The organism is Streptomyces sp. CB02923, assembly GCF_001905005.1.
Classification (GTDB): domain Bacteria; phylum Actinomycetota; class Actinomycetes; order Streptomycetales; family Streptomycetaceae; genus Streptomyces.
In genome coordinates, this window is sequence record NZ_LWKZ01000026.1 from 459,855 (window position 1) to 484,656 (window position 24,802).

General features: G+C 72.0%; 23 protein-coding genes. 16 read left to right on the top strand and 7 right to left on the bottom strand.

Going from position 1 to position 24,802, the window contains the following annotated elements; translation table 11 throughout:
- Nucleotides 1–242: 242 nt before the first annotated feature.
- From A6A06_RS33540 to A6A06_RS33555, 4 genes are all read left to right on the top strand, one after another.
- Nucleotides 243–1,532: a YeeE/YedE family protein gene (locus A6A06_RS33540; RefSeq protein ID WP_073766669.1), complete on the top strand. Its 1,290-nt coding sequence runs from the start codon at nt 243–245 to the stop codon at nt 1,530–1,532.
- A 207-nt stretch (nt 1,533–1,739) separates the two neighbouring features.
- Entirely contained in the window at nt 1,740–2,219 is a 480-nt protein-coding gene (locus A6A06_RS33545) for an Lrp/AsnC family transcriptional regulator (protein ID WP_073766671.1), read from the top strand.
- Nucleotides 2,220–2,243: 24 nt separating this feature from the next.
- Nucleotides 2,244–2,972 (top strand): HAD family hydrolase, encoded by a 729-nt coding sequence (locus A6A06_RS33550; protein ID WP_079194538.1) that lies wholly within the window; start codon nt 2,244–2,246, stop codon nt 2,970–2,972.
- Nucleotides 2,973–3,295: 323 nt separating this feature from the next.
- Nucleotides 3,296–3,943 carry a hypothetical protein gene (locus A6A06_RS33555; RefSeq protein ID WP_073766673.1) on the top strand — a complete coding sequence of 216 codons (648 nt, stop codon included), beginning with the start codon at nt 3,296–3,298 and terminating at the stop codon, nt 3,941–3,943.
- 106 nt (nt 3,944–4,049) lie between these two features.
- On the opposite strand, the gene A6A06_RS33560 is transcribed toward A6A06_RS33555, so the two are convergent.
- Entirely contained in the window at nt 4,050–4,988 is a 939-nt protein-coding gene (locus A6A06_RS33560) for a Vgb family protein (protein WP_075806934.1), read from the bottom strand.
- Nucleotides 4,989–5,383: 395 nt separating this feature from the next.
- On the opposite strand from A6A06_RS33560, the gene A6A06_RS33565 reads away from it, so the two are divergent.
- Together A6A06_RS33565 and A6A06_RS33570 are read left to right on the top strand one after the other, a co-directional pair.
- Nucleotides 5,384–5,848 carry a SigE family RNA polymerase sigma factor gene (locus A6A06_RS33565; protein WP_242441108.1) on the top strand — a complete coding sequence of 155 codons (465 nt, stop codon included), beginning with the start codon at nt 5,384–5,386 and terminating at the stop codon, nt 5,846–5,848.
- Nucleotides 5,848–6,585: a hypothetical protein gene (locus tag A6A06_RS33570; protein WP_073766675.1), complete on the top strand. Its 738-nt coding sequence runs from the start codon at nt 5,848–5,850 to the stop codon at nt 6,583–6,585. The genes A6A06_RS33565 and A6A06_RS33570 overlap by 1 nt, the downstream gene beginning before the upstream one ends.
- Nucleotides 6,586–6,708: 123 nt before the next feature.
- On the opposite strand, the gene ligD is transcribed toward A6A06_RS33570, so the two are convergent.
- A complete protein-coding gene (gene ligD / locus A6A06_RS33575) occupies nt 6,709–7,713 on the bottom strand; it encodes a non-homologous end-joining DNA ligase (RefSeq protein WP_073766677.1) in 1,005 nt (334 codons plus the stop codon).
- A 134-nt stretch (nt 7,714–7,847) separates the two neighbouring features.
- Between ligD and A6A06_RS33580 the strand changes: the two genes are divergently transcribed.
- Nucleotides 7,848–8,942: an ATP-dependent DNA ligase gene (locus tag A6A06_RS33580; RefSeq protein WP_073766680.1), complete on the top strand. Its 1,095-nt coding sequence runs from the start codon at nt 7,848–7,850 to the stop codon at nt 8,940–8,942.
- A 44-nt stretch (nt 8,943–8,986) separates the two neighbouring features.
- Here the strand turns inward: A6A06_RS33580 and A6A06_RS33585 are convergent, their stop codons facing one another.
- Complete coding sequence (locus A6A06_RS33585; protein ID WP_073766682.1) at nt 8,987–9,412, bottom strand: MarR family winged helix-turn-helix transcriptional regulator; 426 nt, start codon at nt 9,410–9,412, stop codon at nt 8,987–8,989.
- A gap of 162 nt (nt 9,413–9,574) precedes the next feature.
- On the opposite strand from A6A06_RS33585, the gene eno reads away from it, so the two are divergent.
- Nucleotides 9,575–10,882, top strand: coding sequence for a phosphopyruvate hydratase (gene eno / locus A6A06_RS33590; protein ID WP_073766684.1), 1,308 nt, complete (start codon nt 9,575–9,577; stop codon nt 10,880–10,882).
- Between the two features lie 990 nt (nt 10,883–11,872).
- Complete coding sequence (locus tag A6A06_RS33595) at nt 11,873–14,215, top strand: FUSC family protein (protein WP_073766686.1); 2,343 nt, start codon at nt 11,873–11,875, stop codon at nt 14,213–14,215.
- Between the two features lie 170 nt (nt 14,216–14,385).
- Here A6A06_RS33595 and A6A06_RS33600 read toward each other — a convergent pair whose 3' ends face one another.
- The 3 genes from A6A06_RS33600 to A6A06_RS33610 form a co-directional block, all read right to left on the bottom strand.
- Nucleotides 14,386–14,868, bottom strand: a complete 483-nt coding sequence (locus A6A06_RS33600; protein ID WP_073766688.1) for a DedA family protein — start codon at nt 14,866–14,868, stop codon at nt 14,386–14,388.
- 408 nt (nt 14,869–15,276) lie between these two features.
- Nucleotides 15,277–16,116, bottom strand: coding sequence for an MBL fold metallo-hydrolase (locus tag A6A06_RS33605; protein WP_073766690.1), 840 nt, complete (start codon nt 16,114–16,116; stop codon nt 15,277–15,279).
- A 66-nt stretch (nt 16,117–16,182) separates the two neighbouring features.
- Nucleotides 16,183–16,812 carry a TetR/AcrR family transcriptional regulator gene (locus tag A6A06_RS33610; RefSeq protein WP_073766692.1) on the bottom strand — a complete coding sequence of 210 codons (630 nt, stop codon included), beginning with the start codon at nt 16,810–16,812 and terminating at the stop codon, nt 16,183–16,185.
- Nucleotides 16,813–16,928: 116 nt separating this feature from the next.
- Between A6A06_RS33610 and A6A06_RS33615 the strand changes: the two genes are divergently transcribed.
- Nucleotides 16,929–18,233, top strand: a complete 1,305-nt coding sequence (locus A6A06_RS33615; RefSeq protein ID WP_073766694.1) for a flavin monoamine oxidase family protein — start codon at nt 16,929–16,931, stop codon at nt 18,231–18,233.
- Nucleotides 18,234–18,299: 66 nt separating this feature from the next.
- Here A6A06_RS33615 and A6A06_RS33620 read toward each other — a convergent pair whose 3' ends face one another.
- Nucleotides 18,300–18,722, bottom strand: coding sequence for a secondary thiamine-phosphate synthase enzyme YjbQ (locus tag A6A06_RS33620; protein ID WP_073766696.1), 423 nt, complete (start codon nt 18,720–18,722; stop codon nt 18,300–18,302).
- A gap of 195 nt (nt 18,723–18,917) precedes the next feature.
- Between A6A06_RS33620 and A6A06_RS44075 the strand changes: the two genes are divergently transcribed.
- The 6 genes from A6A06_RS44075 (at nt 18,918) to A6A06_RS33645 (ending at nt 24,685) form a co-directional block, all read left to right on the top strand.
- Nucleotides 18,918–19,001, top strand: coding sequence for a putative leader peptide (locus A6A06_RS44075; protein ID WP_385227559.1), 84 nt, complete (start codon nt 18,918–18,920; stop codon nt 18,999–19,001).
- A gap of 252 nt (nt 19,002–19,253) precedes the next feature.
- Entirely contained in the window at nt 19,254–20,135 is an 882-nt protein-coding gene (locus A6A06_RS33625; RefSeq protein WP_199931343.1) for an ABC transporter permease, read from the top strand.
- Nucleotides 20,108–21,043 carry an ABC transporter ATP-binding protein gene (locus A6A06_RS33630; protein WP_443333812.1) on the top strand — a complete coding sequence of 312 codons (936 nt, stop codon included), beginning with the start codon at nt 20,108–20,110 and terminating at the stop codon, nt 21,041–21,043. The genes A6A06_RS33625 and A6A06_RS33630 overlap by 28 nt, the downstream gene beginning before the upstream one ends.
- Before the next feature lie 80 nt (nt 21,044–21,123).
- Nucleotides 21,124–22,230, top strand: a complete 1,107-nt coding sequence (locus tag A6A06_RS33635) for an ABC transporter substrate-binding protein (RefSeq protein ID WP_199931344.1) — start codon at nt 21,124–21,126, stop codon at nt 22,228–22,230.
- 5 nt (nt 22,231–22,235) lie between these two features.
- Nucleotides 22,236–23,441, top strand: coding sequence for an LLM class flavin-dependent oxidoreductase (locus A6A06_RS33640; protein WP_073766700.1), 1,206 nt, complete (start codon nt 22,236–22,238; stop codon nt 23,439–23,441).
- An 89-nt stretch (nt 23,442–23,530) separates the two neighbouring features.
- The gene (locus A6A06_RS33645) at nt 23,531–24,685 is read left to right on the top strand and encodes an NAD(P)-binding domain-containing protein (protein ID WP_199931345.1); all 1,155 of its coding nucleotides are present in this window, start codon (nt 23,531–23,533) and stop codon (nt 24,683–24,685) included.
- Nucleotides 24,686–24,802: the final 117 nt, after the last annotated feature.

A 24,802-nucleotide genomic window follows, 5' to 3' on the forward strand; every position in this document is an offset into this window, starting at 1 on the left:
ACGACGGGCTCTGTCGCCGCTGAAGCCCGCCGCCCGCGCCGTACCGCACGGCGTCGGCGTCCGTGATGTCCGCTTTCCCCCGTGGACTCTCCCCAGGATTTCCCTGCCCCGGACGTTTCCGGGATGACGTGAGCCTCCCGCGCCCCGGGCACCCTCCTCGTGCCGCGTCCCGTCGACTCCCGCTCAGCTCACCTCACCTCACCTCACCGCTCAGCTCACCGCTCACCCTCACGGAGCCCGCTGTGACCACAGCACCCCCTGATCCGCTCGTCGGAGCCCCCCGCCCCGGAGCCCTGCTCGCCCCTTCCCCCACCTCCCGGCCCCGGCCCGCGGCTCCCCCGGCCCCGCCCGTACGCCGCCTGCCGCTCGCCGTCGGGCTGCTGATCGCCGTGGCGCTGGCGGGCCACGTCTTCGCCTCGTACGGCGCGAAGTCCGGCGTCCTGCTGCTGCTCGGGCTCGGACTGGGGGTGGCCCTGTTCCACTCCCGGTTCGGATTCACCTCGGCGTGGCGGCAGCTCGTCGCCGTGGGCAACGGGGCGGGGCTGCGCGCCCACGCGCTGCTGCTGGGCACGACGGCCACGCTGTTCGCTCTGGTCATCGGCACCAGCACCGGACTGTTCGGTTCGGCGCCCGCGCCCTCCGGCGGGCCGCTCGGTGTGGGGCTGCTCCTCGGCTCGTTCGTGTTCGCCGTCGGTATGCAGCTGGGGGGTGCCTGCGCCTCCGGCACGCTGTTCGCGGTGGGGTCGGGGCAGACGTCCATCGTGCTGACCCTGGGCGGCTTTATCGCCGGTTCCACCCTGGCCGCCTGGCAGTTCGACCTGTGGAAGGACCTGCCGGCGTACGAGCCGGTCGTGTTCGCCGACCACATCGGCTGGTTCGGTTCGTGGGCCGTCACCATCCTGGCGCTGGCCGTCGTCGTGGTCGTCAGCCGGGCGGTGCAGGCGCGGCGCAATCCGCCGCCGACCGGCCCGGTTCCGTCGGCGAAGACGTCGGCCGCCCGTGTCCTGCGCGGTTCGTGGCCGCTGGCCGTCGGCGCGGCGGTGCTGGCGCTGCTGGGCGGCGGCGTGCTCCTCGTGTCCGGCGGGGCATGGGGTGTGACGAGCGCGTTCAGCCTGTGGGGCGCGAAGCTGGTGAGTGCGCTCGGCGGGCATCCGGAGACGTGGTCGTACTGGCAGAAGCCCGCGAACGCGCACGCGCTGTCCGGCCCGGTACTGGCCGACAAGACCAGCCTCACCGACATCGGCATCATGATCGGCGCTGCGGTGGCCGCCGCGCTGGGCGGCACCTGGGCACTGCACCGGGGCACCCCCTGGCGCACCGCGGTCGCGGCGGTCGCGGGCGGCGTCCTGATGGGCGTCGGCGCCCGGCTGGCGGGCGGCTGCAACATCGGCGCCTACCTCGCGGGCATCGCCTCCGGCAGCCTGCACGGCTGGATCTGGGGCGCGACGGCGCTGCTGGGCACCTGGGCCGGTCTGAAGCTGCGGCCCGCCTTCCGGCTGGCCAACCCGAAGCCCGGTGACGGGGTCTGCTGACGGGTGACGGGTGACGGGTGACGGATGACCCGGGGGGGGGACGGAGCGGGACGGTCCCCTCACGAGGACCCCGAGGACCCCGAGGACGCCGAGGACGCCGAGAGCCCCCACGCCCCTCTCCGCCAGTGGCCGCCGCACGCGCCCGCCGAGTGGGCCATTGGTACAGTCACCAGGACCCCGTACCGCTCCTGAGGAGGCCGTCGGCCCATGGCCGTGGACACGCTCGACGCGAAGATCCTCCGGCTGCTGCTGGAGCAGCCGCGCACCAGCGTGCGGGAGTACGCCCGTATCCTCGGCATCGCCCGAGGTACCGTCCAGGCGCGTCTGGACCGGCTGGAGCGGGACGGGGTGATCACGGCGTACGGGCCCCGCCTCTCGCCCGCCGCCCTCGGCCATCCCGTACTCGCCTTCGTGCACGTCGAGGTCACCCAGGGGCACCTGGAGGACGTCGCCGACGAGCTGGCCGAGGTGCCGGAGATCATCGAGGCGTTCTCGACGACCGGCGGCGGTGATCTGCTGACGCGGGTGGTCGCGCGGGACGCGGCCCACCTGGAGGACGTGATCCAGCGGCTGATCAAGATGTCGGGGGTGGTCCGTACGCGTACGGAGGTGGCGCTGCGCGAACGGGTGCCGCACCGGATGCTGCCGCTGGTCGAAGCGGTGGGCGGTACCGCCAAGCCGCGCTGAGGGGCGCCTTGGCATGCTGATGCCATGAGCATCCCCGTCAGCCCCTCCTCCGCCCCCGCCACCGGCTCCCACCCCGCTCCCGCTCCCGTCGTCTTCGACCTGGACGGAACGCTCGTGGACAGCGAGCCGAACTACTACGAGGCGGGGCGCAGCGTGCTCGCCGGGTACGGCGTCACCGACTTCACCTGGGAGCACCACGCCCGCTTCATCGGCATCGGCACCCGCGAGACGCTGGAGATCCTCAAGCGCGAGTACGGCATCGACGCCCCCCTCGACGAGCTGCTGGCCGGCAAGAACCGCGCCTATCTGGAACGGGCGCGGGCGCACACCGAGGTCTTTCCCGAGATGCGCACGTTCGTGGAGCGGCTGCACGCGGCCGGACACCCGCTGGCGGTGGCCTCCGGCTCCTCGCGGTCCGCGATCGAGACGGTGCTCGCGGCCACCGGGCTGGACGCGTGGCTGACCGTGCTCGTCTCCGCCGAGGAGGTGGCGCACGGCAAGCCCGCGCCGGACGTCTTCCTGGAGGCGGCCCGCAGGCTGGGCGCGGAGCCGCGGACGTGCGTGGTGCTGGAGGACGCGCCGCCCGGAGCGGAGGCGGCCCGCCGGGCGGGCATGCGGTGCATCGCGATCCCGTACGTACCGGAGACGGCGGCGGACCCGGCCTTCGGCAGCGCCGGGCTGTTCTTCCCGGGCGGGCAGAAGGAATTCACGGCCGAGGCCGCGCACCGCTGGATCACCGCGGGCGGAAGCTGAAACCGGCGCATGCGCTCCGCCATTTGCAGCAGGGTCGCCGCTCCGGGCCGGCGCCCCGTAAGAAGGTGACGGAACCGCTGAGGGCCGGGCCGCCGCGCCGACCGGAAATCACCGGCTGCGGAGGGTCCGGCCCGTAACGCGCTCACTGATTCGGGCGACATCGGCTCCGGATCATGCTGACTTCTTCCGTGCCGGGCACTCCTTTTCTGCCACCCGCCCCCGCATCGCGGAACACCATGGAAAGCAGGTAGCAGAGCATGCGTCATTCAACGCCCGTAACCAAGTCCCTCATAGCCGTCTGCCTGGCCGTGACGGCAACGGCGGTGTCCACGGCGGCCGCGCCCGCCGCCACGCCACCGGAGCAGTCGCACACCGCCCCCCGGGCCCCGAAGGAGTACGTCTCGCTGGACACCGGTGTCCTGATCCACGCGAAGCATTCCGCGGCGTATCTGAACAGGCTCGACACCGCGATGGGAAAGCGCAGACCCTGCATCGTGCCGCAGGTGAACACGGAATTCGGTGCGGGCGGCAGTCAGGAACGTGCCTGGCTCAACACCTTCCTGAAGAACCGGTCGGGAAAGAAGAGCAGCACGTACGCGACCAAGGCGGCGATCGACAAACTGAAGGCGCGGGCCGCCGACACGGGGCAGAACCTCGAAGCCAAGGACACGCAGGTGGTGAGCCAGACCAAAATGCTGAAGCTCTCCCTCATCACCGCGGACGTACGGCTCGCGAACAACCTGGACATCATCAACAGGAAGTACCCGAGGGCCTATCCGGTGGAACGGCTGCGCTTCGCGAATCGCCAGTATCAGGCGAAGCAGCCGCACGCAAAACAGTCCCAGGCGAAGCAGTCGCAGGCGAAGCAGTCGCAGGCAAAGCAGCCCCACGCAAAGCAGGCGCACGCCCCGCAGGCGCACACTTCCCAGGCGCAGGCCCCCCGGGTGCGCGCGGAGGCCGCGTGCAAGTGACTCCGTACGCCGCGGCCTGACCCGCGTACGGCAGCAGAGCTCCCCACGTGACACGCCCGTGGGGAGCTCTGCCCCGTCGTGCCGGGTGCACCGTCCCGTTCGCCTCCTACGGGTGCGCCGTAACGCGGACCAGAGAGCCGGTCTCCAGTGCCGCCCACATCGCGCCGTCGGGGCCGAGGGTGATGCCGTGCGGTTCGGACGCGCGGTCCGGGAGGTCGTGGACGTCGATGTGCCCGTCGGTGGTGATGCGGCCGATGCGGCCCGCGCCCCACTCGGTGAACCACAGGGCGCCGTCCGCGCCCGCGGCAATCGCGTGCGGGCGCGACGCCCGGTCCGGCAGCGGGAATTCGGTGACCGTGCCGTCCGTGGTGATCCGGCCGATCTGCCCGGCCCCGATCTCCACGAACCACAGCGCGCCGTCGGGGCCCGCCGTGAGTCCCACGGGCGCGGCGCCGGACGTGGGCAGGTCGTACAGAACGGTGGCGCCGTCGAGCCCCGTCCGGCCGATCGCGTCGGCCTGGTTGGCGGTGAACCACAGGGCGCCGTCCGGCCCCGGCGCCAGCACCGAGGCGAAGCCGCCGCGTACCGGCAGGTCGTACTCGGTGACCGTGCCGTCCGCCGTGATGCGGCCGATGCGGTCGGCGGCGGACTCGGTGAACCAGACCGCGCCGTCCGGCCCGGCGGCGATGCCGAGGGGCGCGGCATCCGCGGTCGGCAGGGGGAAGGTTTCCACCTTCGCCTCGGCCCCGTCACCGTCACCGTCACCGTCACCGGGCACGATGCGGGTGATGCGGTGTTCCTTGAACTCGGTGCACCACAGGGCGCCGTCCGCGCCGGCCGTGATCATTGTCGGCGCGCCGGTGGCGGTGCGCAGGGGGTAGGTGGTGACGTGCCCGGCCGTGGTGACGCGTGCGATCCGCCCGTGATGCACCAGGGTGCACCACAGCGCGCCGTCCGGCCCGGCCGTCAACGCGTACGGGCCCGCCCCGGGTTCGGCCACGGCGTACTCCTGCATGGTCACCTTTGAACGGGATCGGGATGTCATACGCGGCATCCTGCCATCGGCACTCCCGCCCGCCTCATGAGGGTTCGCCTCAGCGCACCCGCCCGCCCCGCAGAAGTTCATCCGCACGCGGCGGCAACCTTTCTCCCACCGGCGGCAACTGAGGGGCTGACAGAGCGTCCCCGACCAAGAGAGCCTGCCCCGTGGTCAGTCTTCGCTCCCGCGGCACCACCGGCACCGATCCGGCACCGGGCACCGGTCCGTCCCCGAGCGCCGGTCCGTCCCCGGGCACCCGTCCGGCACCGAACGCCGGTCCGTCCCCGGGCACCGATCCGGCCCCGGGTGCCCGTCCGCTCCCGGACACCGGTCCGTCCCGCAGCCGCCCCGACGACGCGTCCGCGGAGTTCCACGCCTTCTTCGAGTGCCATCACGCCGAACTGGCCCGCCTGGCCCACCTGCTCACGGGGGAGACGGACGCCGCCGACGACCTCGCGGCGGACGCGCTGCTCGCCCTGTGGCACCGGTGGGACCGCGTGCGCGACGCGGAACACCCGGTGGCCTACGCCCGTGGCGTGGTCGCCAACATGGCCCGGGGCCGCATCCGCAGCACCGTGCGCGAGCGGCGCCGTATCGCCCTGTTCTCGTCCCGGCGCTCCGAGCCGTCGGACGGCCCCGACGTGGCCGCCGTCGTGGACGTCCGGCAGGCGCTGGAACGGCTGCCGTTCCGCAAGCGCGCGTGCGTCGTACTGCGGCACGCGTTCGACCTGTCGGAACGGGACACCGCCCTCGCCCTGGGCATATCCGTCGGTACGGTCAAGAGCCAGACCTCCCGGGGCCTGGCGGAACTCCAGCGGCACCTGGGCGCGGAGGCCGTGGACGGCCTGGCCGGGAGGAGGAAGTGATGGCGGACGACGAGGTGCGCGGGCAGCTGCGCGAGGTAGCGCAGGCCCACCGCCCGGACCGCGTCCGGATGCTCGCGCGGGTGAAGCGCGGCATGGCGGACTCCGCGGACTCCATTACGGAGGCACGTCGCCGGGCGGCGCCGGCCTGCTCGTGGCCGCGGATCGCCCTCGCGGCCGCCGCGACCGCCGGGGCGCTCGTCGCCGGTGGTTACACGGTGGCCACGGTCGTGCAGTCCCCCGGCCCCGGCACGGTGACCACACGCCCGGCGCCGCCTGCCGGGCGCGGCGAGGACCGGCCCGTACCGCCCGCTCCCCTGCCACTGCCACTGCCACTGCCACTGCCACTGCCACGCGCCGTGAACGGTCCCTTGTGGTCGGACGGTTCCGTGGACCCGCACAGCAACATCTACTGGGCGCAGAGCAACGTCACGCTCAAGGCCGGGCGTCCGCTGACCTCGCTCACCGTGGAACTGCGGGTCGCCCAGACCGGCGGCGTGGCGGACACCGGCTACTGGAGCACGTTGCCCTCGGCCGACTTCGCGGTGTCCGTGGGCGAGCGCGGCGGCGTGCTGGTCTACCGGTGGACGCTGAAGGCGGGCCGGACCGTGCCCGCCGGGCGGCATGTCTTCGCGGGCCAGTACGACCACGCGGAAGGCATCCGCGATGCCAAGGGCGACTCGTATGCGGCGACGGCCGGGGCGCCGGGTGGCGTGCTGCGCGTACAGGGGGCCTTCTGACCCGTACAGAGAGTCGTCTTAAGGGGATGTCGAAGCCGTAGGGAGACGTTGAAGCCGTAGGGGGATGCCGAAGTCGTAGGGGGATGTCGAAACCGTAGGAGGATGTCGAAGCCGCGCCGCACGTCACTTCTTCGCGCGGCTCGGCTGCACCCGCTTAGGTTCGCCCTTCATCTTCGGGTGCTCCGGCGGATACGGGAGATCCCCGAGTCCGTGCTCGCGCTCGTCGCGGTCGGCGAGTTCGAGCGCGGCCTCCAGGCGGCAGGGGTGGCGGTCCATGGTGGCGTGCAGGTCGCCCAGTTCGGCGAAGCGGGCCGGCATGGTGCCGAGGTCGAAGTCCTCGGGTACGGCGTCGGCGAGTTCGTCCCAGCGCAGGGGCGCGGACACCGGCGCGTGCGGGAAGGGCCGTACGGAATAGGCGCTGGCGATGGTGCGGTCCCGGGCGGTCTGGTTGTAATCCACGAAGATCTTGGCGCCGCGCTCCTCCTTCCACCAGGAGGTGGTGATCCGCCCGGGGTCGCGCCGCTCCAGCTCCCGGGCCACCGCAATCGCCGAGCGCCGGACCTGGGTGAAGGTCCAGTCGGGCGCGATGGGGACGAAGACGTGCAGGCCGCGGCCGCCGGAGGTCTTGGGCCAGCCGGTGAGGCCGAGTCCGTCGAGGACGTCGCGCAGGGCGAGGGCGGCCCGTACCGCGTCCGCGTAGCCGGTGCCCGGCTGCGGGTCGAGGTCGATGCGCAGTTCGTCCGGGTGCTCGGTGTCGCCGCGGCGGACCGGCCAGGGATGGAAGGTCAGACAGCCGAGGTTGGCCGCCCAGAGGACGGCGGCGGGCTCGGCGGGGCAGATCTCGTCGGCGTACCGGCCGCTGGGGAAGGAGATGCGGCCGGTGGGAATCCAGTCGGGGAGGTTTTTCGGCGCCCGTTTCTGGAAGAACGATTCGCCGTCCACCCCGTCCGGGTAGCGCTCCAAGGTGGTGGGCCGGTCCTTCAGGGCACGCAGGATGCCGTCAGAGACGCTCTGGTAGTAGCGGACGACATCGGCCTTGGTGAAGCCGCGCCGCGGGAAGTAGACCTTGTCCGGGTGGGAAACCCGGACCGCCCGCCCGCCCACGGTCACCTCCAGCGACTCTGCCATGCACCCACGCTAGGGCCTGTCGTCACATTCCCGCCTGCCGCGCGACGACAGGCCCTAGGCCATACGGGCAGCGGCCGCCCGTCGGCGGGCGCGTACCGCCGCCCGGCCCCGCGCCCCGCCGCACAATCGCCTGCATGGACCTTCCCGTGATGCCCCCGGTGGAGCCGATGCTGGCCAAGGCCGCCCCGGACATCCCGCCCGGCATACAGTACGAGGCCAAATGGGACGGCTTCCGGGCCATCGTCTTCCGTGACGGGGACGAGGTCGAGCTGGGCAGCCGTTCGGGCAAGCCGCTCACCCGGTACTTCCCGGAGCTGGCCGGGGCCCTGCGGGCGGAGCTCCCGCCGCGTTGCGTGCTCGACGGCGAGATCGTCATCGCCCGGGACGGGCAGCTGGACTTCGACGCCCTGCTGGAGCGCATCCACCCCGCCGACTCCCGGGTGCGCCACCTGGCGGAGGTGACTCCGGCCTCCTTCGTGGCGTTCGATCTGCTGGCACTGGGCGACGAGTCGCTGATGGACGTACCGCAGCGGGACCGCAGGGACGCCCTGACGACGGCGCTGGGCTCGGCCGCCGACCCGGTCTTCACCGCGCCCGTCACCGACGACCTCGATGTGGCCCGCGACTGGTTCGAGCAGTTCGAGGGCGCCGGGCTGGACGGGATCGTCGCGAAGCCGCCCGGGATGCCGTACCGGCCGGGCCGGCGGGTCATGGTCAAGACCAAGCACGAGCGGACCGCCGACTGCGTGGTGGCGGGTCTGCGCCCGCACAAGAGCGGCCCGGTCGTGGGGTCCCTGCTGCTGGGCCTGTACGACGAGGGCGGCCGGCTCCAGCACGTCGGGGTCTGCGCGTCCTTCCCCATGCGCCGGCGCCAGGAGCTGATGGAGGAGCTGGCGCCGCTGCGGATGGATTCCGTCGCGGGCCATCCGTGGGAGGAGTGGACCAGTGAGGAGGCGCAGGCGGCGGGCCGGCTGCCCGGTGGTCCCAGCCGGTGGACGGGCAAGAAGGATTTGTCCTGGGTCCCGCTGCGCCCGGAACGCGTGCTGGAGGTGGCCTACGACCACATGCAGGGCGACCGTTTCCGGCACACCGCGCAGTTCCGGCGCTGGCGCCCGGACCGCGGGCCGGAGTCGTGCACGTACGCACAGCTGGAGGAGCCCGTCCGCTACGACCTCTCGGAGGTCCTCGGCGGCGTCCGCCACGGCAAGGGCAAGGGTTCTGCCATGTGAGACGTCGGCGGGCGGTCTTCCGTATCCGGCTCGGAGGGGCTCGTCTAGCGCGTGGCGAGCCGATCCAGCAGAGCGGCGCTCCGTGCCAGCAACGCCCGCTCCTCGTCCGTGAGTTCGGCCTCGATGGCCTGCGCGAGCCAGCCGGCCCGGCGGCTGCGCTCCGCCTCCAGCGCGGCCCGGCCCGCGCCCGACAGCTCGACCAGCGACTTGCGGCCGTCCGTGGGGTGCGCCCGGCGCGTGATCAGGTCCTGTTCCATGAGCAGCCCCACCGCCCGCGCCATCGACTGGGGGCGTACCCGCTGGTCGGCGGCGAGGTCGCTGGTGGTCATGGCGCCGTTGCGGTCGAGTGCGCCGAGCACGGCGGCCTGGCCCAGCGGGATGCGGTCCTCGTGCTTGACGCGCCGGGTGAGCCTGCCCATCGCGGTGCGCAGTTCAGCGGCGATGACGGCGGCGGCTTCCGAGGTGGGCATAGGGCACTTTACCCCGTTGGTCAGCAATGCTGCACACCTCACCTGCACAGCAATGCTGTACAGCAAAACTGCGCAGCATTGCTGTATGGTTTGGCTCGTCGGGCTCAGCGCCAGCGTTGTCGCAGCCGGGGCCACGGCATACGACAACGGGAAGGACACCCCATGTCCGCACAGGCAGCCGGACCCGTCAACGCCACCATCGAGGCCGTCACCGCCCGCCGGATCATCGACAGCCGGGGCAACCCCACGGTCGAGGTCGACGTCGTCCTGGCCGACGGGTCCCTGGGGCGCGCGGCCGTCCCCTCCGGCGCCTCCACGGGTGCCCGGGAGGCCGTGGAACTGCGCGACGGAGACTCCGCGCGCTGGCACGGCAAGGGCGTGGACCGCGCGGTGGCCCACGTCAACGAGGAGATCGCGGCGGCCGTGCACGGCCGGGACGCGGTGGACCAGGCGGGTCTCGACGCCGCGCTGGTCGCCCTCGACGGCACCGCCACGAAGTCCCGGCTCGGCGCCAACGCGATCCTCGGCGTCTCCCTCGCCGCCGCCAAGGCCACCGCCGCGGCCCACCGCCTGCCCCTCTACCGCTACCTCGGCGGCGCCGACGCCCGCCTCCTGCCGCTGCCGATGATGAACATCGTCAACGGCGGCGCGCACGCCGACAATCCGCTGGATTTCCAGGAGTTCATGATCGCGCCGGTGGGCGCGGACACCTTCGCCGAAGCCGTCCGCATGGGCAGCGAGGTCTTCCACACCCTGCGCCGCGATCTGCTGGCCGCCGGGCACTCCACGGGCGTCGGCGACGAGGGCGGCTTCGCGCCCGCGCTGCGTACCGCCGAGGAGGCGCTCGACTTCGTGATGAGCGCCATCGAGCGGACCGGCTACCGTCCCGGCACGGACATCGGTCTGATCATGGACCCGGCGTCGTCGGAGTTCTTCCGCGACGGGGTGTACGACTACGCGGGCGAGGGAGTGCGCCGTACCCCCTCCGAGAACGCCGACTACCTGGCCAAGCTCATCGACGCCTACCCGATCGTCTCCATCGAGGACCCGATGGCGGAGAACGACCTGGACGGCTGGCGCGAGCTGACCGCCCGCGTCGGCGACCGCTGCCAGCTCACCGGCGACGACGTGTTCTGCACCAACGAGACGCTGCTGCGCGAGGGCATCCGCACCGGCGTCGGCAACTCGGTCCTGGTCAAGGTCAACCAGATCGGGACCCTGACCGAGGCGCTGGCCGCGGTGACCACGGCCCACCAGGCGGGCTGGACGGCCGTCATGTCGCACCGCTCGGGCGAGACGGAGGACACCACCATCGCGGATCTGGCGGTGGCGACCGGCTGCGGTCAGATCAAGACCGGCTCGCTCTCCCGCTCCGACCGCACGGCGAAGTACAACCAGCTGATACGGATCGAGGAGGAACTGGGCGACTCGGCGCGCTACGCGGGCCGCTCCGCGCTGCGCCGGGCGTGAACAGCGGGTAGAGGCAGCGGCCGCGCGGGCCCCCGGTCGCCGGTCGCCGGTCGCCCGGTCATGACCGGTCCCCCGGTCCCCCGGTCACGATCGGGGGACCGTTCGCGTGCCGGCGGCCGTCACGCCGTACGGGAAGTGGGCACCGGCTTCGCGCCGGGCCCACCGTCCACCTGACGCCGGACGCCTGACGCCTGACCCCTGACCCCTGACCCCTGACCCCTGACCCCTGACCCCTGACGCCTATCGTGAATTCGCGAGGGCGTGGGCGTCCGCGAACGACCGTGCATGGGAACCGGTGTTGAGCTTCGCGTAATACTCCGCGAACTCAGCGGTCTTCTCCTCGCCGTAATCATTGGCCGCCGCATAAGCACGGGCTTTGCCGCCGCCATGGCGAAGGCATCGGCGTAGGCATAAGCGAGCCGGTAAACCTCCTTCAGCGCCGGTTCCAGCGCCGCGGCCCACTCGCTTTCCGGGGTCTGCTCCCCCGTCAGCGCCCGCTCGTGCGGCGCGCGCACGGTCGGCAGTTCCGCACCCGTACCGCCCCGCCGGATGCTCGCCGCCTCCAGCGCAGGCAGCACCGTACGCGCCTGCCAGTCGTGCACCGCGCTCAGCGGCACCCGTCCCCCGAGGCGCTCCACCTGCCCGAACACCCGCCGCGTCGCGCCGCGGCCCAGCCCTCGGCCGCCTCGTCGCCTGCCTGTCGGACAGCGCCGCGGCCATCTGCTCCAGCCACGCGGGCGTGCCCGTCCCGTCCCCGCTCTGCGGAACACCGTCCCCCGCACCGGTCCCACCGACTTCCCGTTGCGCGCGAAAGCACGAATACGCCTCAGCGCCGACCGGAGACGAGCGCATCTGCCTCTCCTCTTACCTTCGCAGGGGCCTTCACCGTGTCCCGGCGCACTGTCGGCGCATTTACGAGGATCGTCACAACCCCGCCACAAACACCGCGTACCCACCGGTGACAGCTGCCGGACAATTCCCGGTCATGGGATGCTGAAGCGTTGGCAGTTCACGGCAGGGACGGGAGAGTACAGCAGCGTGGGGGCAGTGATACGGCGGAGCCTGACCGGCGTGTGGGACCGATTCGCGGCGTCCGACCCGGGGCTGCTGCGGCTGATGGCGGGGCTGCGGACGGTGGCGGCCATCGCGCTCACCCTCGTCGTGCTGGCCGTCCTCGGCACCGACGTCACCCACCTGGTCGCGGGCGCCATGACGGCGATGGTCGCCACCTTCGCGATCAAGGAGAAGCAGGTACGCGGCCAGGCGGTCACCCTCGCGCTCGGCCTGCCCGTGGCGCTCGCCGCGGTCTCCCTGGGCGCGCTGCTGCACAGCCTGATCATCGCGGGTGACATCTTCTTCGTAGCGCTGATCTTCGGTGCCGTCTACTGCCGCCGCTTCGGCGACCGCGGCACCGCCCTGGGCCTGATCGGCTTCCAGACCTACTTCGTCTCCCTGTTCGTCGGCGCCACCGTGGACGCCCTGCCCGTACTGGCGCTGACCCTGGCCATCGCCTTCGTGTGCAGCGCCGTCGTCCGCTTCACCGTCGTACCGGAAACACCGCAGCGCATCCTGCAGTGGCTGCGCGGCGCCTTCCGGGCCCGGGTCGCCCAGCTGGTCGCCACCCACATCGAGCTGCTGGACGCCCGCCCCGACCAGCTCGACAAGGTCCTCGACGACCTGCGGCGGCACACCGCCCGGCTGCACGAGTCGGCGCTGATGATCCAGGGCCGTCTGGAGGACGGCACCCGCGACGCGGCCACCGCCGCACTGCTGCAACGCCGCGTCGCGGACGCCGAGATCGCCACCGAACGGCTGGGCGTCCTGCTGCTCAACGCGCGCACCGCCAAGAGCGCGGACACCCTCACCCTCCACCTGCCGCAGGCGCCCCTGCCCACGGCGAAGAACGAGATGCCGGCCGAGGACGCCGCGACCGTCACCCTGCGCCGCGACCTCAACGCCCTGCACCTGCTGGTGTCCCGAGGGGCCGCCGACCAGCCCGGCACGGCCGTCGCCCACGTACGCAACCGGCTGCTCGGCTACCGCGACGAGGACAACCTGCCGCGCGCCTCGATCGCCGTCCAGGACGTCTTCCGCGGCATCGGCGAGGCCGCCCGCTCCGTACTGGGCCTGCGGCTCGCGCTCGACGGTCCCCAGGACGAGTCCGACGACACGCCCGCGACAACCCGCTCCCGTGAGGAGTTCGACGCCGAGGACGTCGCGCTCGCCGGTGCCGAGGAGCCCCGGGAGGACGACCGGGCGGGCCTCCGGCGCCCCACCACCCGGGCCGCGTTCCAGATCGCGGTGGGCTCCACGCTCGCCATCGTGGGCGGGGAGTTCCTCTCCGCGCAGCGCTGGTACTGGGCCGTGCTGACCTGCTGGGTCGTCTTCCTCAACACCGCCTCGACCGGCGAGATCATCATCAAGGGCTACCGGCGGCTGCTCGGTACGGTCCTCGGCGTGGTCGCCGGGGTCGGGCTCGCGGGCCTGGTCGGCCAGCACACCTGGACGGCGTTCGCGCTGATCCTCCTCTTCGTCTTCGCCATGTTCTTCACGGCGCCCCTCTCCTACGCCCTGATGTCCTTCTTCGTCACGGCGATGCTCGGCCTGCTCTACACCCTCCTCAACACCTACAGCCTCGACGTCCTCATCCTGCGCATCGAGGAGACCGCCCTCGGCGCCGCCTGCGGGATCATCGCCGCCGCCATCGTCCTGCCCGTCCACACCGACCGGCGCACCGACGACCTCCTCGGCACCGTGCTGAGCAAACTCGACGAGGTCGTCTCGGCCTCCGTCGACCAGCTCAGCGGCGGCCACGCCGCCGACCTGCTGGGGCTCTCCCGTGACCTGGACACCGCCCTGGACGAGCTGCGCGCCTCCACCCGCCCGCTGACCCACCCGATCAGCCCGCTCCGCGTACGCCGCCAGACGGTCCGCTACCTCGTCGCCCTCCTGGAGACCAGCGCCTACCACGCCCGCTCCCTGGCGGCCACCGCCGAACTGCTCCCCTACAGCAAGTCCATCGCCGCCGACCCCCGGCTGGAACGCGTCGGCCGCCGCATCGCCCGCAACATCGAGACCATCACCGCCCACCTGCGCGGCGACAGAACGGAAGCGAAGGTCAGTTCCGGCGCCACGATCATCTCCCTGCTGGAATCCGACGGCTCCGGCGCCCCGAACCCCGGCACGGTGACCTACCGCGTCCTGCGCCACCTCCAGCGCCTCGACGAGAACGTCTCCGCCCTCGCCCGCCCCCTGGACGTACCGGTGGCGGGGCAGCCGGAACCGAAAGCCCAGCGCGGCAGCCGAGCCGACGCCGGAGCCGTCCGGAACTGAACGCCTGCGACTGACCCGCACCTTCAGGATTCTTCGGCCACGCAGGATTCTTCGATCGCGCGGGATTCTTCGGCCGCGCAGGGCTCTTCAGCCACGCGGGATTCTCCGGCCGCGCAGGGCTCTTCAGCCACGCGGGATTCTCCGGCCGCGCGAGATCCTTCGGTCGCGCTTCAGGATTCCTCTGCCACGGTCTCGCACGGAGGCCGGGCAGCGTTTCTCCGCCGGTACACCACCACGGCGCACACCGCGAGGAGAAGGACGGCGACCGCGCCCACGCCCAGCGCCGTCCGCTCGGCGAACAGCCTTCCTAGCAGTTCGAGTGCGCCGAGCCCGGCGGTCGCGTAGAGCAGCGCCCAGGCCGCTCCCCCCACGAACAGGGCGGGGAGGTAGCGCGCCAGGGGCATGCGCATGCTGCCCGCGAGGAAGTTGGCGGCGGTCTGGAAACCGACGGTCAGGAACGAGACGGCCACCACCGGCGCGCCCCACCGCTGGATCGCCCGTTCGGCACGCTGGAACCGGGCCGAGGAGAGCCGCCCGGCGAACCTGCTGCGCCTGGTACCGGCCCCGGCGAGCCACCCGACGGCGAACGTCCCTCCGGCTCGCAGCAGAATGATGACGTAAAGACCGGCGGCCGTGAGCGCGATCTTATCCACGACGCCTCGCCCCCGGCGCCGGGCGGCGGTCCGCCTTCCCCGTCACCGCGTCCCGCGATTCCCGCCGTAGCGGGCCCGCGCCGGGCACCAGCCTGGTCTCCATATCTCACCTGCGGTCTGCTTCTGCCGGTTCCGTCCCTGCGTTCGTGCCGAGGCGGCACCGGCACCCGAGCCCGACGCGGAGTACCGCTGCGCCTGGGGCCTCCCGGGCAGTCCCCTCATCAGAACCACCCGGCACAGGCCAGGCTAACCGAACGCCCGTGCCGCGGGTACACGGCACCGGTCGCAGGTGAGGGACGGGGCGGGGGACGGCGTGAGGGGCAGGGTGAGGGACGGCGTGGGAGACAGCGTGAGGGACGTCACGGATCTACGTCATGAGCCGACGCCACAAGCCCGTGGCAACGAGGCCTACCTCGCCCGGAACCGCCCCGGTTCCACCTCCGCGACCAGCCCTCCGCCCATCAACCGGTCCAGGTGCCGCACCGCCGTCCTCCGCTCCACCGGCCGTACGTGCGGCCCTTCGACGTGGGGCCGGTAGACCAGCCGGTGTCCGACGATCTCCTCGACGGTCCGCGGCTCGCCGAGGAAGGCGAGGAGCGTCGCCTCCCGCTGCTCCACCACACCGGCGAACGCATCGAGCCGGCGCCGGAACTCCGCGGCGCCCCCGATCACACCCTTCTGGTGAGACGTGCCGTACCAGCGTGCGTCGATCTCCCGGCACCGGCCCATCGACGCCTCGAAATCCACCAGACTGCTGCCGACGTCACCGTAGAACGGACCGAACGACGTCAGGTCGATGTCCGCCACGAACAGGAAGCCGTCCGGCTCGATCAGGAAACCGCTGTGGCCCGCGGTGTGGCCGGGGAGGTGCACGACGGTCACGGTGCGTCCGCCGAGATCGAACACGACGCCGTCCCCGAACCCCTTCGCGTCCGGACGTCCCCGTACGTGGAATCGGTCCCGCAACTCCTCGTCCACGGCGGCGGCCTCGTCGGGCGGCAGGCCGAACCCGGCGACCAGCGCGTCACGGGACCGCAGCGCGTCGAGATCGCCTTCATGGACGTGGACCGGCACCTCGTAGCTCCCGAGACCGGCGATGTGGTCCTCGTGTGCGTGATTGACGAGGACCAGGTCCGCCGGCGGCGCGCCTTCGACGAGCGACAGCGACGGGTCGACGACCAGCGACGCGGTCGTGCCCCGTACGAGCAGCGAGTTGCCGTACGGATAGGCACCCCGTCCGGGGAACACCGTCGGTCTCCGTCACGCCCCGCGTACGAGTCACGCCCCGCGGACCAGTCACGCCCCGCGGCCGAGTCAGGCCCCGCCCGCCGCGTAGGTCTGGAGGTAGGCGGTGATGAGCCGTCGCGCCTCGTCGATCGTGGCGTCGTCGCCGGCCGCCGAGTTCCGGAACGCGATGTCGAAGAGCCGGTTGCCGACTTCGAAGGCGAGCCGCAGGACGCGCCGAGGAGTGTCGGGGAGCACCAGTTCTCGCTCGACGAGAAGCCGCCAGAGCCGCTCGGCCTGGGCCTCGTCGAAGGCGCGAACCAGTTCGCCGACCGTCGCACCGCGGCCCGAGAACCACAGTTCGGTGCAGCTGGGGTGCCGGCGGAAGTAGCCGAGCAGGGGGTCGATGACGGCATCGGCGGCATCGCGCAGCGTACGCGGCGCGGGCTCGTCCAGCGCGGCGCCGATGAGCGCGTCGAGCTCGTGGGCGTGGCGCTGCAGGATCTCTGCCTCGACCCGGTGCCGGTCGGAGAAGTAGTGGTAGACGGAGGCGATCGGGACGCCTGCCCGTTCACCGATCGCCTTGAGGGTGGCGGCCTCGTAGCCCTTCTCTTCGAGCAGGGCCTCGGCGGCGTCGAGGAGGGCACGCCTGCGCTCGATCCCGCGGCGCTGCACGGCCGGGCGAGCCGGCGTCCGGGTCGTCGAATTTTTCTCGAACACGATTCGAGATCGTATCAGCCGCACCCCCTGAAGGCCCCGCGTCGACGCGGTTGACATCCCTCAAGCCCTCTCTAAACTCAATCTCGATTCGAGTTCGAGTTTGAACGGAGAGAGTCATGGCCAACAGCTCATACGACGTCGTGGTGATCGGTGCGGGCTTCGCCGGAGTCACCGCAGCGCGGGACCTCAGCGCCGAAGGGCATACGGTGCTCCTCCTCGAAGCCCGCGCCAGGGTCGGCGGCCGGACCTGCGTGGACGAAGCCTTCGGCCGCCAGTTGGAGTTCGGCGGCACCTATGTGCACTGGACCCAGCCGAACGTGTGGCGCGAACTCCAGCGCCACAACATCCCGCTGGCGACACCGCTGGAGATCGACAAGGTGTACTGGCTGGCCGACGGCACGGTGCACTCCGGCAGCCAGCTCGACCACACCAACGCCGTCGCTCCCCTCACCGCCCGGTTCTTCGCCGACGCGCGGGCCCGGTTCCCGGTACCGCACGACGTCGCCGCGGTCGACAACAGCACGATCGAGAAGGAGTCCATCGAGGCCAGGCTCGACTCGCTGAACCTCTCCGTCCACGACAGGGACGTACTCGAAGGCGCGCTGGCCACCCTGGTCCACTCCCCCGGCGAACAGGGCGTCGCCCAGCTGCTTCTCTGGGCGGCCACGACCTTCGGAGACTGGGGCGCGTTTTTGGAAACCGCCGGCTACTGGCCGATCAGGGGCGGAACCAAGAGGCTCCTCGAAGCCGTCCTCGGCGAATCGACGGCAGAAGTCCGGCTGTCCACGCCCGTCGACGCCATCGAAGACGACGGCTCCGGCGTCGTCGTGACCACCCGCACCGGCGAGCGCATCCGGGCACGCCGCGCCGTCGTGGCCCTGCCGCTCAACACCCTGAGCGACGTGTCCATCGCCCCTGAGGTCGCTCAGCCGGTACGCGCGATGATCGAGCAGAAGCACCCGGTGCGGACCGCCAAGATCTGGGCGCGGGTCCGGGGCGAGATCGAGCCCTTCTGCGCCTTCGCCCCGGTCGGCAAGAACCCCGTCAACACCGCCCGCGCGGAGTACCGGCACGACGGCGACACCCTCGTCGTGTGCTTCACCTCCGGCCCCTCGGCCGTCGGCACCGAGGACCGCGAGGGCGTGCAGGCCGCGCTGCGGACCTTCGTCCCCGGCATCGAGGTACGGGAGACGGCCGGCCACGACTGGGCCGGCGACCCGTTCTCGCAGGGAGCGTGGGCGCACCACCGCCCCGGACACCTGACCCAGGCCGCGCCACAACTGCGAGAGCCCCACGGGCGTATCCACTTCGCGGGAGGCGACATCGCACGGCAGGGCGTCGGCGGAATCGAAGGCGCCATGGAGACCGGCGCAACCGCCGCCCGGGGCGTCGCGACAGCACTGGCCGCGGGCTCCGACTGATCGAGGCTGTTCCCGTCAAGGGCCCTTGACGGCCCAAGGGTTCGCGGTCCGGGGCGAAACGGCGCCCTAGCCGAGAAACGACAGACGAACCTGCCGACGAGGGTTGTCCTTGTTGGTGTCCACGAAGCACACCGACTGCCACGTGCCCAATGCGAGGCGGCCGTCGATGACGGGCAATGTGGCGTGCGGTGGCACGAAGGCGGGGAGGACGTGGTCGCGTCCGTGGCCGCGGGAGCCGTGCTGGTGGCGCCAGCGGTCGTCGGCGGGCAGAAGGTCGCCGAGGGCGGCGAGCAGGTCGTCGTCGCTGCCCGCGCCGGTTTCGATGATGGCGATGCCGGCGGTGGCGTGCGGGACGAACACGTTCAGGAGGCCGTCGCCGCCGTTCGCCACCTCGCGGAGGAAGGCAGCGCAGTCGTCGGTGATGTCGGCGACGGTTTCCTTGGTGCCGGTGGTCAGGTCCAGGGTCCGGGTCGTGAATGCGGTACTCATGGGTTCATTTTCGTACAGATGTCGCCCCGATCCGTCCGTGCAGGTGCGTGTCAGCCGTCCGTTGTACGCCGCCCCCGCCCATTGCCCGCCGTCCCCCGACCGCTGTCCGCTGTCCGCGCAACGCCGGTGCAACAATGGTCCACCAGGCGAGACGGCGTTTGACCCGTCGTCAGGCACGCGGCTACGTTCAGCGACATGTCTACGTCAGCCCGGCTCACCACGCGCGGTCACATCGACCTGCTGCGAGTGGCGTCCGCCGCGTGTCGCCGCGGCTGCTGATGTCTTCGCGTCGCTGACGCCGGCGCCTCTCCGGCGTCTCTCATGCCGCCGACACCTCGTATACCGCTGATCGGAACGGCGGTTTCCTGATGGTTTCCGGCGCCGGAGCCGTGTGCTTCCGGCGTGTTCTCGGCGCATCTCCTCCACTCCCCCGTCCGGTTCGGTGCGGACGCAGCGCGTGCCGCGGTGCTGTGCTGCCTCGCTGCCGTGTCGCGGGAGGAGTGCGCTGCCGCTCTTTGAGTTGGAGTGTTCATGACTATTGATCAGGCCGCGCCGCCCGGCGCCCCGCCGCCACGCGTCGAGCGGCCCGCGGCCGGGCCGCGTACCGGACCGGAGCTCGTTCCCGTCGTGCCGGTTTCCGCCCGGCGCCGGGGCGTGCCGCGGTGGCTGCGCCGAGCCGTGGTGCCGGTGTTCCTGCTCGCGCTGTGGCAGGTGCTCAGCGCGAGCGGGGCGCTGCCGGGCGACCTCCTCGCCTCGCCGGGGACCATCGCCCGTACGGCCTGGACGCTGGTGTCCGACGGGACGCTGCCGTCGGCGATGTCCGTATCGCTGCAACGGGTCGCCGTCGGGCTCGCGCTCGGCGTGGTCGCCGGAGTGCTGCTGGCGTTGGCGTCCGGGCTGTCGCGGCTGGGCGAGGACCTGGTGGACCCCGTCGTGCAGATGCTGCGGTCCGTGCCGTGGGTGGGCGTGATCCCGTTGTTCATCATCTGGCTGGGCATCGGCGAGGCGCCGAAGATCGCTCTCATCTCGCTCGGCGTGGCCTTCCATCTGTATCTGAACGTGTACGCCGGGATCCGCGGTGTGGACGCGCAGTTGGTGGAGGCCGGCACGTCGCTGGGGCTCGGCCGCTGGGGGCTGATCCGGCACGTCATACTGCCGGGTGCGCTGCCGGGCGCCATGACGGGGCTGCGCTACTCGCTCGCCACCGCCTGGCTGGCGCTCGTCTTCGGCGAGCAGGTCAACGCCGACGACGGGCTCGGCTTCCTGATGAACCAGGCCCGGGAGTTCTTCCGTACCGACGTGATCGTGGTGTGCCTGGTGGTGTACGCGGTCCTCGGGCTGCTCGCCGACTTCATCGTCCGCACTCTGGAAAGGCTGCTGCTGCAATGGCGACCGACGTTCACCGGACAGTGAAGGCAGGAAGGGCGGGAAGGACGGGAAGGGCGGAAGAGGCAGGGACGGTGGAGCCGTACGACGGTCCCGTCAGTGGTGCTGCGGCAGCAGACGCGGCCGTACGGGTACGGGGGCTCAGCCGGGCCTTCGGGGGCCGGGCCGTCATCGACGGGCTGCGGCTGGACGTGGCACCGGGCGAGTTCGTGGCGCTGCTCGGGCGCAGTGGTTGCGGCAAGTCGACGCTGCTGCGCGTCCTGGCCGGGCTGGATCGGGAGATCGAGGGCCAGGTGCTGGTCCCGCGGCGCAAGGCGGTGGCCTTCCAGGCGCCACGGCTGATGCCGTGGAAGCGGGTGTGGCGCAATGTGCTGCTCGGGCTGCCGGGCAGCCTCGAACGCGGCGTGGCGGAACGGGCCTTGGCCGAGGTGGGCCTCGGGCACCGGGCGGACGCCTGGCCGAAGACGCTGTCCGGCGGCGAGGCCCAGCGGGCGTCGCTGGCCCGCGCGCTGGTACGCGAACCCGATCTGCTGCTGCTCGACGAACCGTTCGGCGCGCTGGACGCGCTGACGCGCATCAAGGCGCAGAAGCTGGTGGCCGAACTGTGGCAGGAACGGGGGTGCGCGGTACTGCTCGTCACCCACGACGTGGAGGAGGCCCTGCTGCTCGCCGACCGTGTGCTGGTGATGGAGGACGGCGTGATCGCGTACGAGAGCGAGGTCGGCCTGCCGCGCCCGCGAGACATCGCCGACCCCCGGTTCGCCGCCCTGCGTGCCCGGTTGCTGGACCGGCTGGGCGTGGAGGGGGCGGAGGCGGAGGAGGCCGAGGGAGCGGAAGGGGCCGAGGAGGCGGAAGGGGCCAAGAAGGCCGAGGAAGCCGTGGGGGCCGAGGAGGTAGGGGCGGTGGTTCCGGAGGTGGTGAGCGCTGCTGTCTGACGCGGCACCCGCCTCGCCTCCCCCCTCCCCCTTCTCCCCCTCCCCCCCCTCAAAAGATGAACCGCAAGGAAACGGACCCCATGAACCCCCTCGAACGTTCGCATCCGCCCACCACACCCCACCGCCACCCTCCGGCCGCCCTCCTGCTCCCCCTCCTCCTGCTGCCCCTCGCCCTCCTGCTCACCGCCTGCGGCGGAGCGTCCCGGGCGAACGGTTCGGGAGGCGGGGGCGGGACCCGCGGCGGAAGCGACGGCAAGGGGGCGGTGACTCTCAATGTCGGTGATCAGAAGGGCGGTTCGGAGGCGGTTCTGCGGGCGGCCGGAGAGCTGAAGGACCTTCCCTACCGGATCCAGTGGTCGACCTTCACCTCCGGGCCTCCGCTGCTGGAGGCGGTCAACGCCGGGGCGGTGGACGTCGGCGGGGTCGGCAACACACCGCCCGTCTTCGCCGCCGCCGCGAACTCGAAGTTCAAGGTGATCGCGGCGACCCACGGCTCGTCCGCGGGTGAGACGGTCCTCGTGAAGAAGGAGTCGCCGATCACGCGGCCCGCGGAGCTGAAGGGCAAGTCGATCGCGGTGGCGCAGGGCAGCTCCGCGCACTACCAGATCGTGGCCTCCCTGAAGAAGGCCGGGCTGACGCCGAAGGACGTGACACTGAACTACCTGCAGCCCGCCGACGCGCTGGCCGCGTTCAGCCGCGGCAGGGTGGACGCCTGGGCGGTGTGGGACCCGTACACCTCGCAGGCCCTGGACCAGACCGACGCGCGAGTGCTGACCACCGGGGAAGGCGTCGTGAACGGTCTCAGCTTCCAGGTCGCCGCGCCTGCCGCCCTGGACGACGGGAAAAAGTCGGCGGCGCTCAAGGACTACGTCGACCGGCTGCGTCGGGCGCAGGACTGGGTCCACCGGCACCCGGACGCCTGGGCGAAGGTGTGGGCCGAGGAGACCGGGCTGCCGAGGGACGTGGCGCTGGCGGCGGTCAAACGTACGCGGGGCACGGCGGTGACGGTCGCCCTGGACCGGCCCGCCGTCGCCTCCGAGCAGCAGATCGCCGACACCTTTGCCGCGCTCAAGCTGATTCCCGGCCGGTTCGACTTCTCGTCCTTCGTCGACACCCGTTTCAACGGCAGCCTGCCACCTTCGAGCACGGCGCCGCGCACCTACGGCACTCAAGGAAAGGCTGGCTGAACACCGTGACTGTGCATCTTCATTGGTTCCTGCCGACGGGCGGCGACGGGCGCACCCTCGTCGACCGGCACGCGTACACCGACGGCGGCGTCAGGCGTGATCGCATCACTCCGGTCAGCGGGGTGCGGGCGCCCGACATCGACTACCTGGCGCAGATCGCCAAGGCCGCCGAGCAGCTGGGATTCGAGGCGGTCCTCACGCCGACGGGGACGTGGTGCGAGGACGCCTGGCTGACCACGACGGCGCTCACCCAGGTCACCGACCGGCTCAAGTTCCTGGTGGCCTTCCGGCCGGGGGTGATCTCGCCGGTGTTGGCCGCGCAGATGGCCGCCACCTATCAGCGGATCTCCGGAGGACGGCTGCTGCTGAACGTGGTGACCGGCGGGGACTCCACCGAGCAGCGGCGCTTCGGGGACGCGCTGGACCACGATCGGCGCTATGCCCGTACGGACGAGTTCCTGCAGGTGGTACGGGGTGTGTGGGGCGGCACCCCGTTCGACTTCCACGGGGAGCACTACCAGGTGGAGGGTGGTCTGACCGCCCTGCCGCCGGACCCGCTCCCGGAGATCTTCTTCGGCGGTTCGTCGGCGGCCGCCGGGCCGGTCGCCGCCCGCAACGTCGATGTGTACCTCACCTGGGGCGAGCCGCCAGAGCAGGTCAAGCAGAAGATCGACTGGATCGCGGGACTCGCCGCGCGGGAGGGCCGTACGGTCCGTTTCGGCATCCGGCTGCACACCATCTCGCGCGACTCGGCGAAGGAGGCGTGGGCCACGGCGGACCGGCTGCTCGGCGACCTGGACCCGGACACCGTGGCCGCCGCGCAGCAGGCGCTGGGCAAGAGCGAGTCGGTGGGCCAGCAGCGGATGCTGGCCCTGCACGGCGGCGCGCGCGACAAGCTGGAGATCTCCCCGAACCTCTGGGCCGGGGTGGGCCTGGTGCGCGGTGGCGCGGGAACGGCCCTGGTCGGCAGCCACGCGGAGGTGGCCGACCGGATCGAGGAGTACCACTCCCTCGGCATCGAGCACTTCGTGCTGTCCGGCTACCCGCATCTGGAGGAGGCGTACTGGTTCGGTGAGGGCGTACGGCCCGCGCTGGCCGCCCGCGGTCTGCTGCCCACCGGTCCCGGCCCGCTGTCCGGAGCCCCGGCTGCCAACGGACGGCCGGCTTCCGCGCCGGGCGGGGCGCCGCTGCTGGTCGCGGGTGGCCGCTGAGAGACCGGCGGGTGAGGCCGTGCGGGAGCGCGGGAGTCCGAGGATAGGAGTGGCGGAAGTTTTCCGACCCCACCCTGGTTAGTAGAAACATGAACTACTCAGGGGTGCGGGAAACCGAGGTCGTGGTGGCCGGTGCCGGGCAGGCCGGCCTGGCCGCCGCCTTCCACCTGCGGCGGGTGGGGTACGTACCGGACCGGGACGTCGTCGTACTGGACCACTCACCGCGACCGGGCGGCGCGTGGCAGTTCCGCTGGCCCACCCTGACGTACGGCAAGGTCCACGGGATGCACGCGCTGCCCGGCATGGAGCTGACCGGCGCCGATCCGGACCGCCCGTCCTCCGAGGTGATCGGCGCGTACTTCGACACCTACGAGCGCACCTTCGGGCTGCGCGTGCACCGGCCGGTGGATGTCCGGTCGGTGCGCGACGGCGCGGACGGCCGCCTCCTGGTGGAGACCTCGGAAGGTACGTACGCCACCCGGGCCCTGGTCAACGCGACCGGCACCTGGGACCGGCCCTTCTGGCCGCGCTTCCCCGGCCAGGAGATCTTCCGCGGCAGGCAGCTGCACAGCTCCGCGTACCGGGGGCCGCAGGACTTCGCCGGGCAGCGCGTCATCGTCGTCGGCGGCGGCACCTCGGCCGTCCAGCAGCTGCTGGAGATCGCGGACGTCGCCGCCGCGACCACCTGGGTGACCCGCCGCCCGCCGCTCTTCCACGAAGGTCCGTTCGACGAACAGCGGGGACGGGCGGCCGTCGCGCAGGTCGAGGAACGGGTCCGGGAGGGACTGCCACCGCAGAGCGTGGTGTCCGTGACGGGACTGCCGATCACTGCCGTGCCGCAAGGCCGCACCTCCCACGCCGGGCCCCTCACGCCGTCCGAGGCTCTGTGGCTGGCCCGTCGGCAGGGCGCCCTGGTCCGTCACCCGATGTTCGACCGCCTCACCGAAACCGGCGCCCGCTGGCCGGACGGCGCGCGAGACGACGGCGTGACCAGCGCGGACGCCGACACCATCCTCTACGCCACCGGCTTCCGCCCCGCCCTGGACCACCTGGCCCCGCTCCACCTGCGCGAACCGGGCGGCGGCATCCGCCTGGACGGCACCCGAACCGCCCGCGACCCCCGCGTCCACCTCGTCGGCTACGGCCCGTCCGCCAGCACCATCGGCGCCAACCGCGCCGGACGTGCGGCCGTACGCGACATCCGGCAGCTCCTGCAACCGGGCACCCTGGTCGCCACCCGCTGAACCGCCCCGGCTCTGCTGCGAGAGCCGGGGCGGTGAAGGCGTTCGGCACTCGGCCAGCGAGCCTTTGGCCTTTGGCCTTTAACCCTTGGCCTTTAACCCTTGGCCTTCGGCCTTACG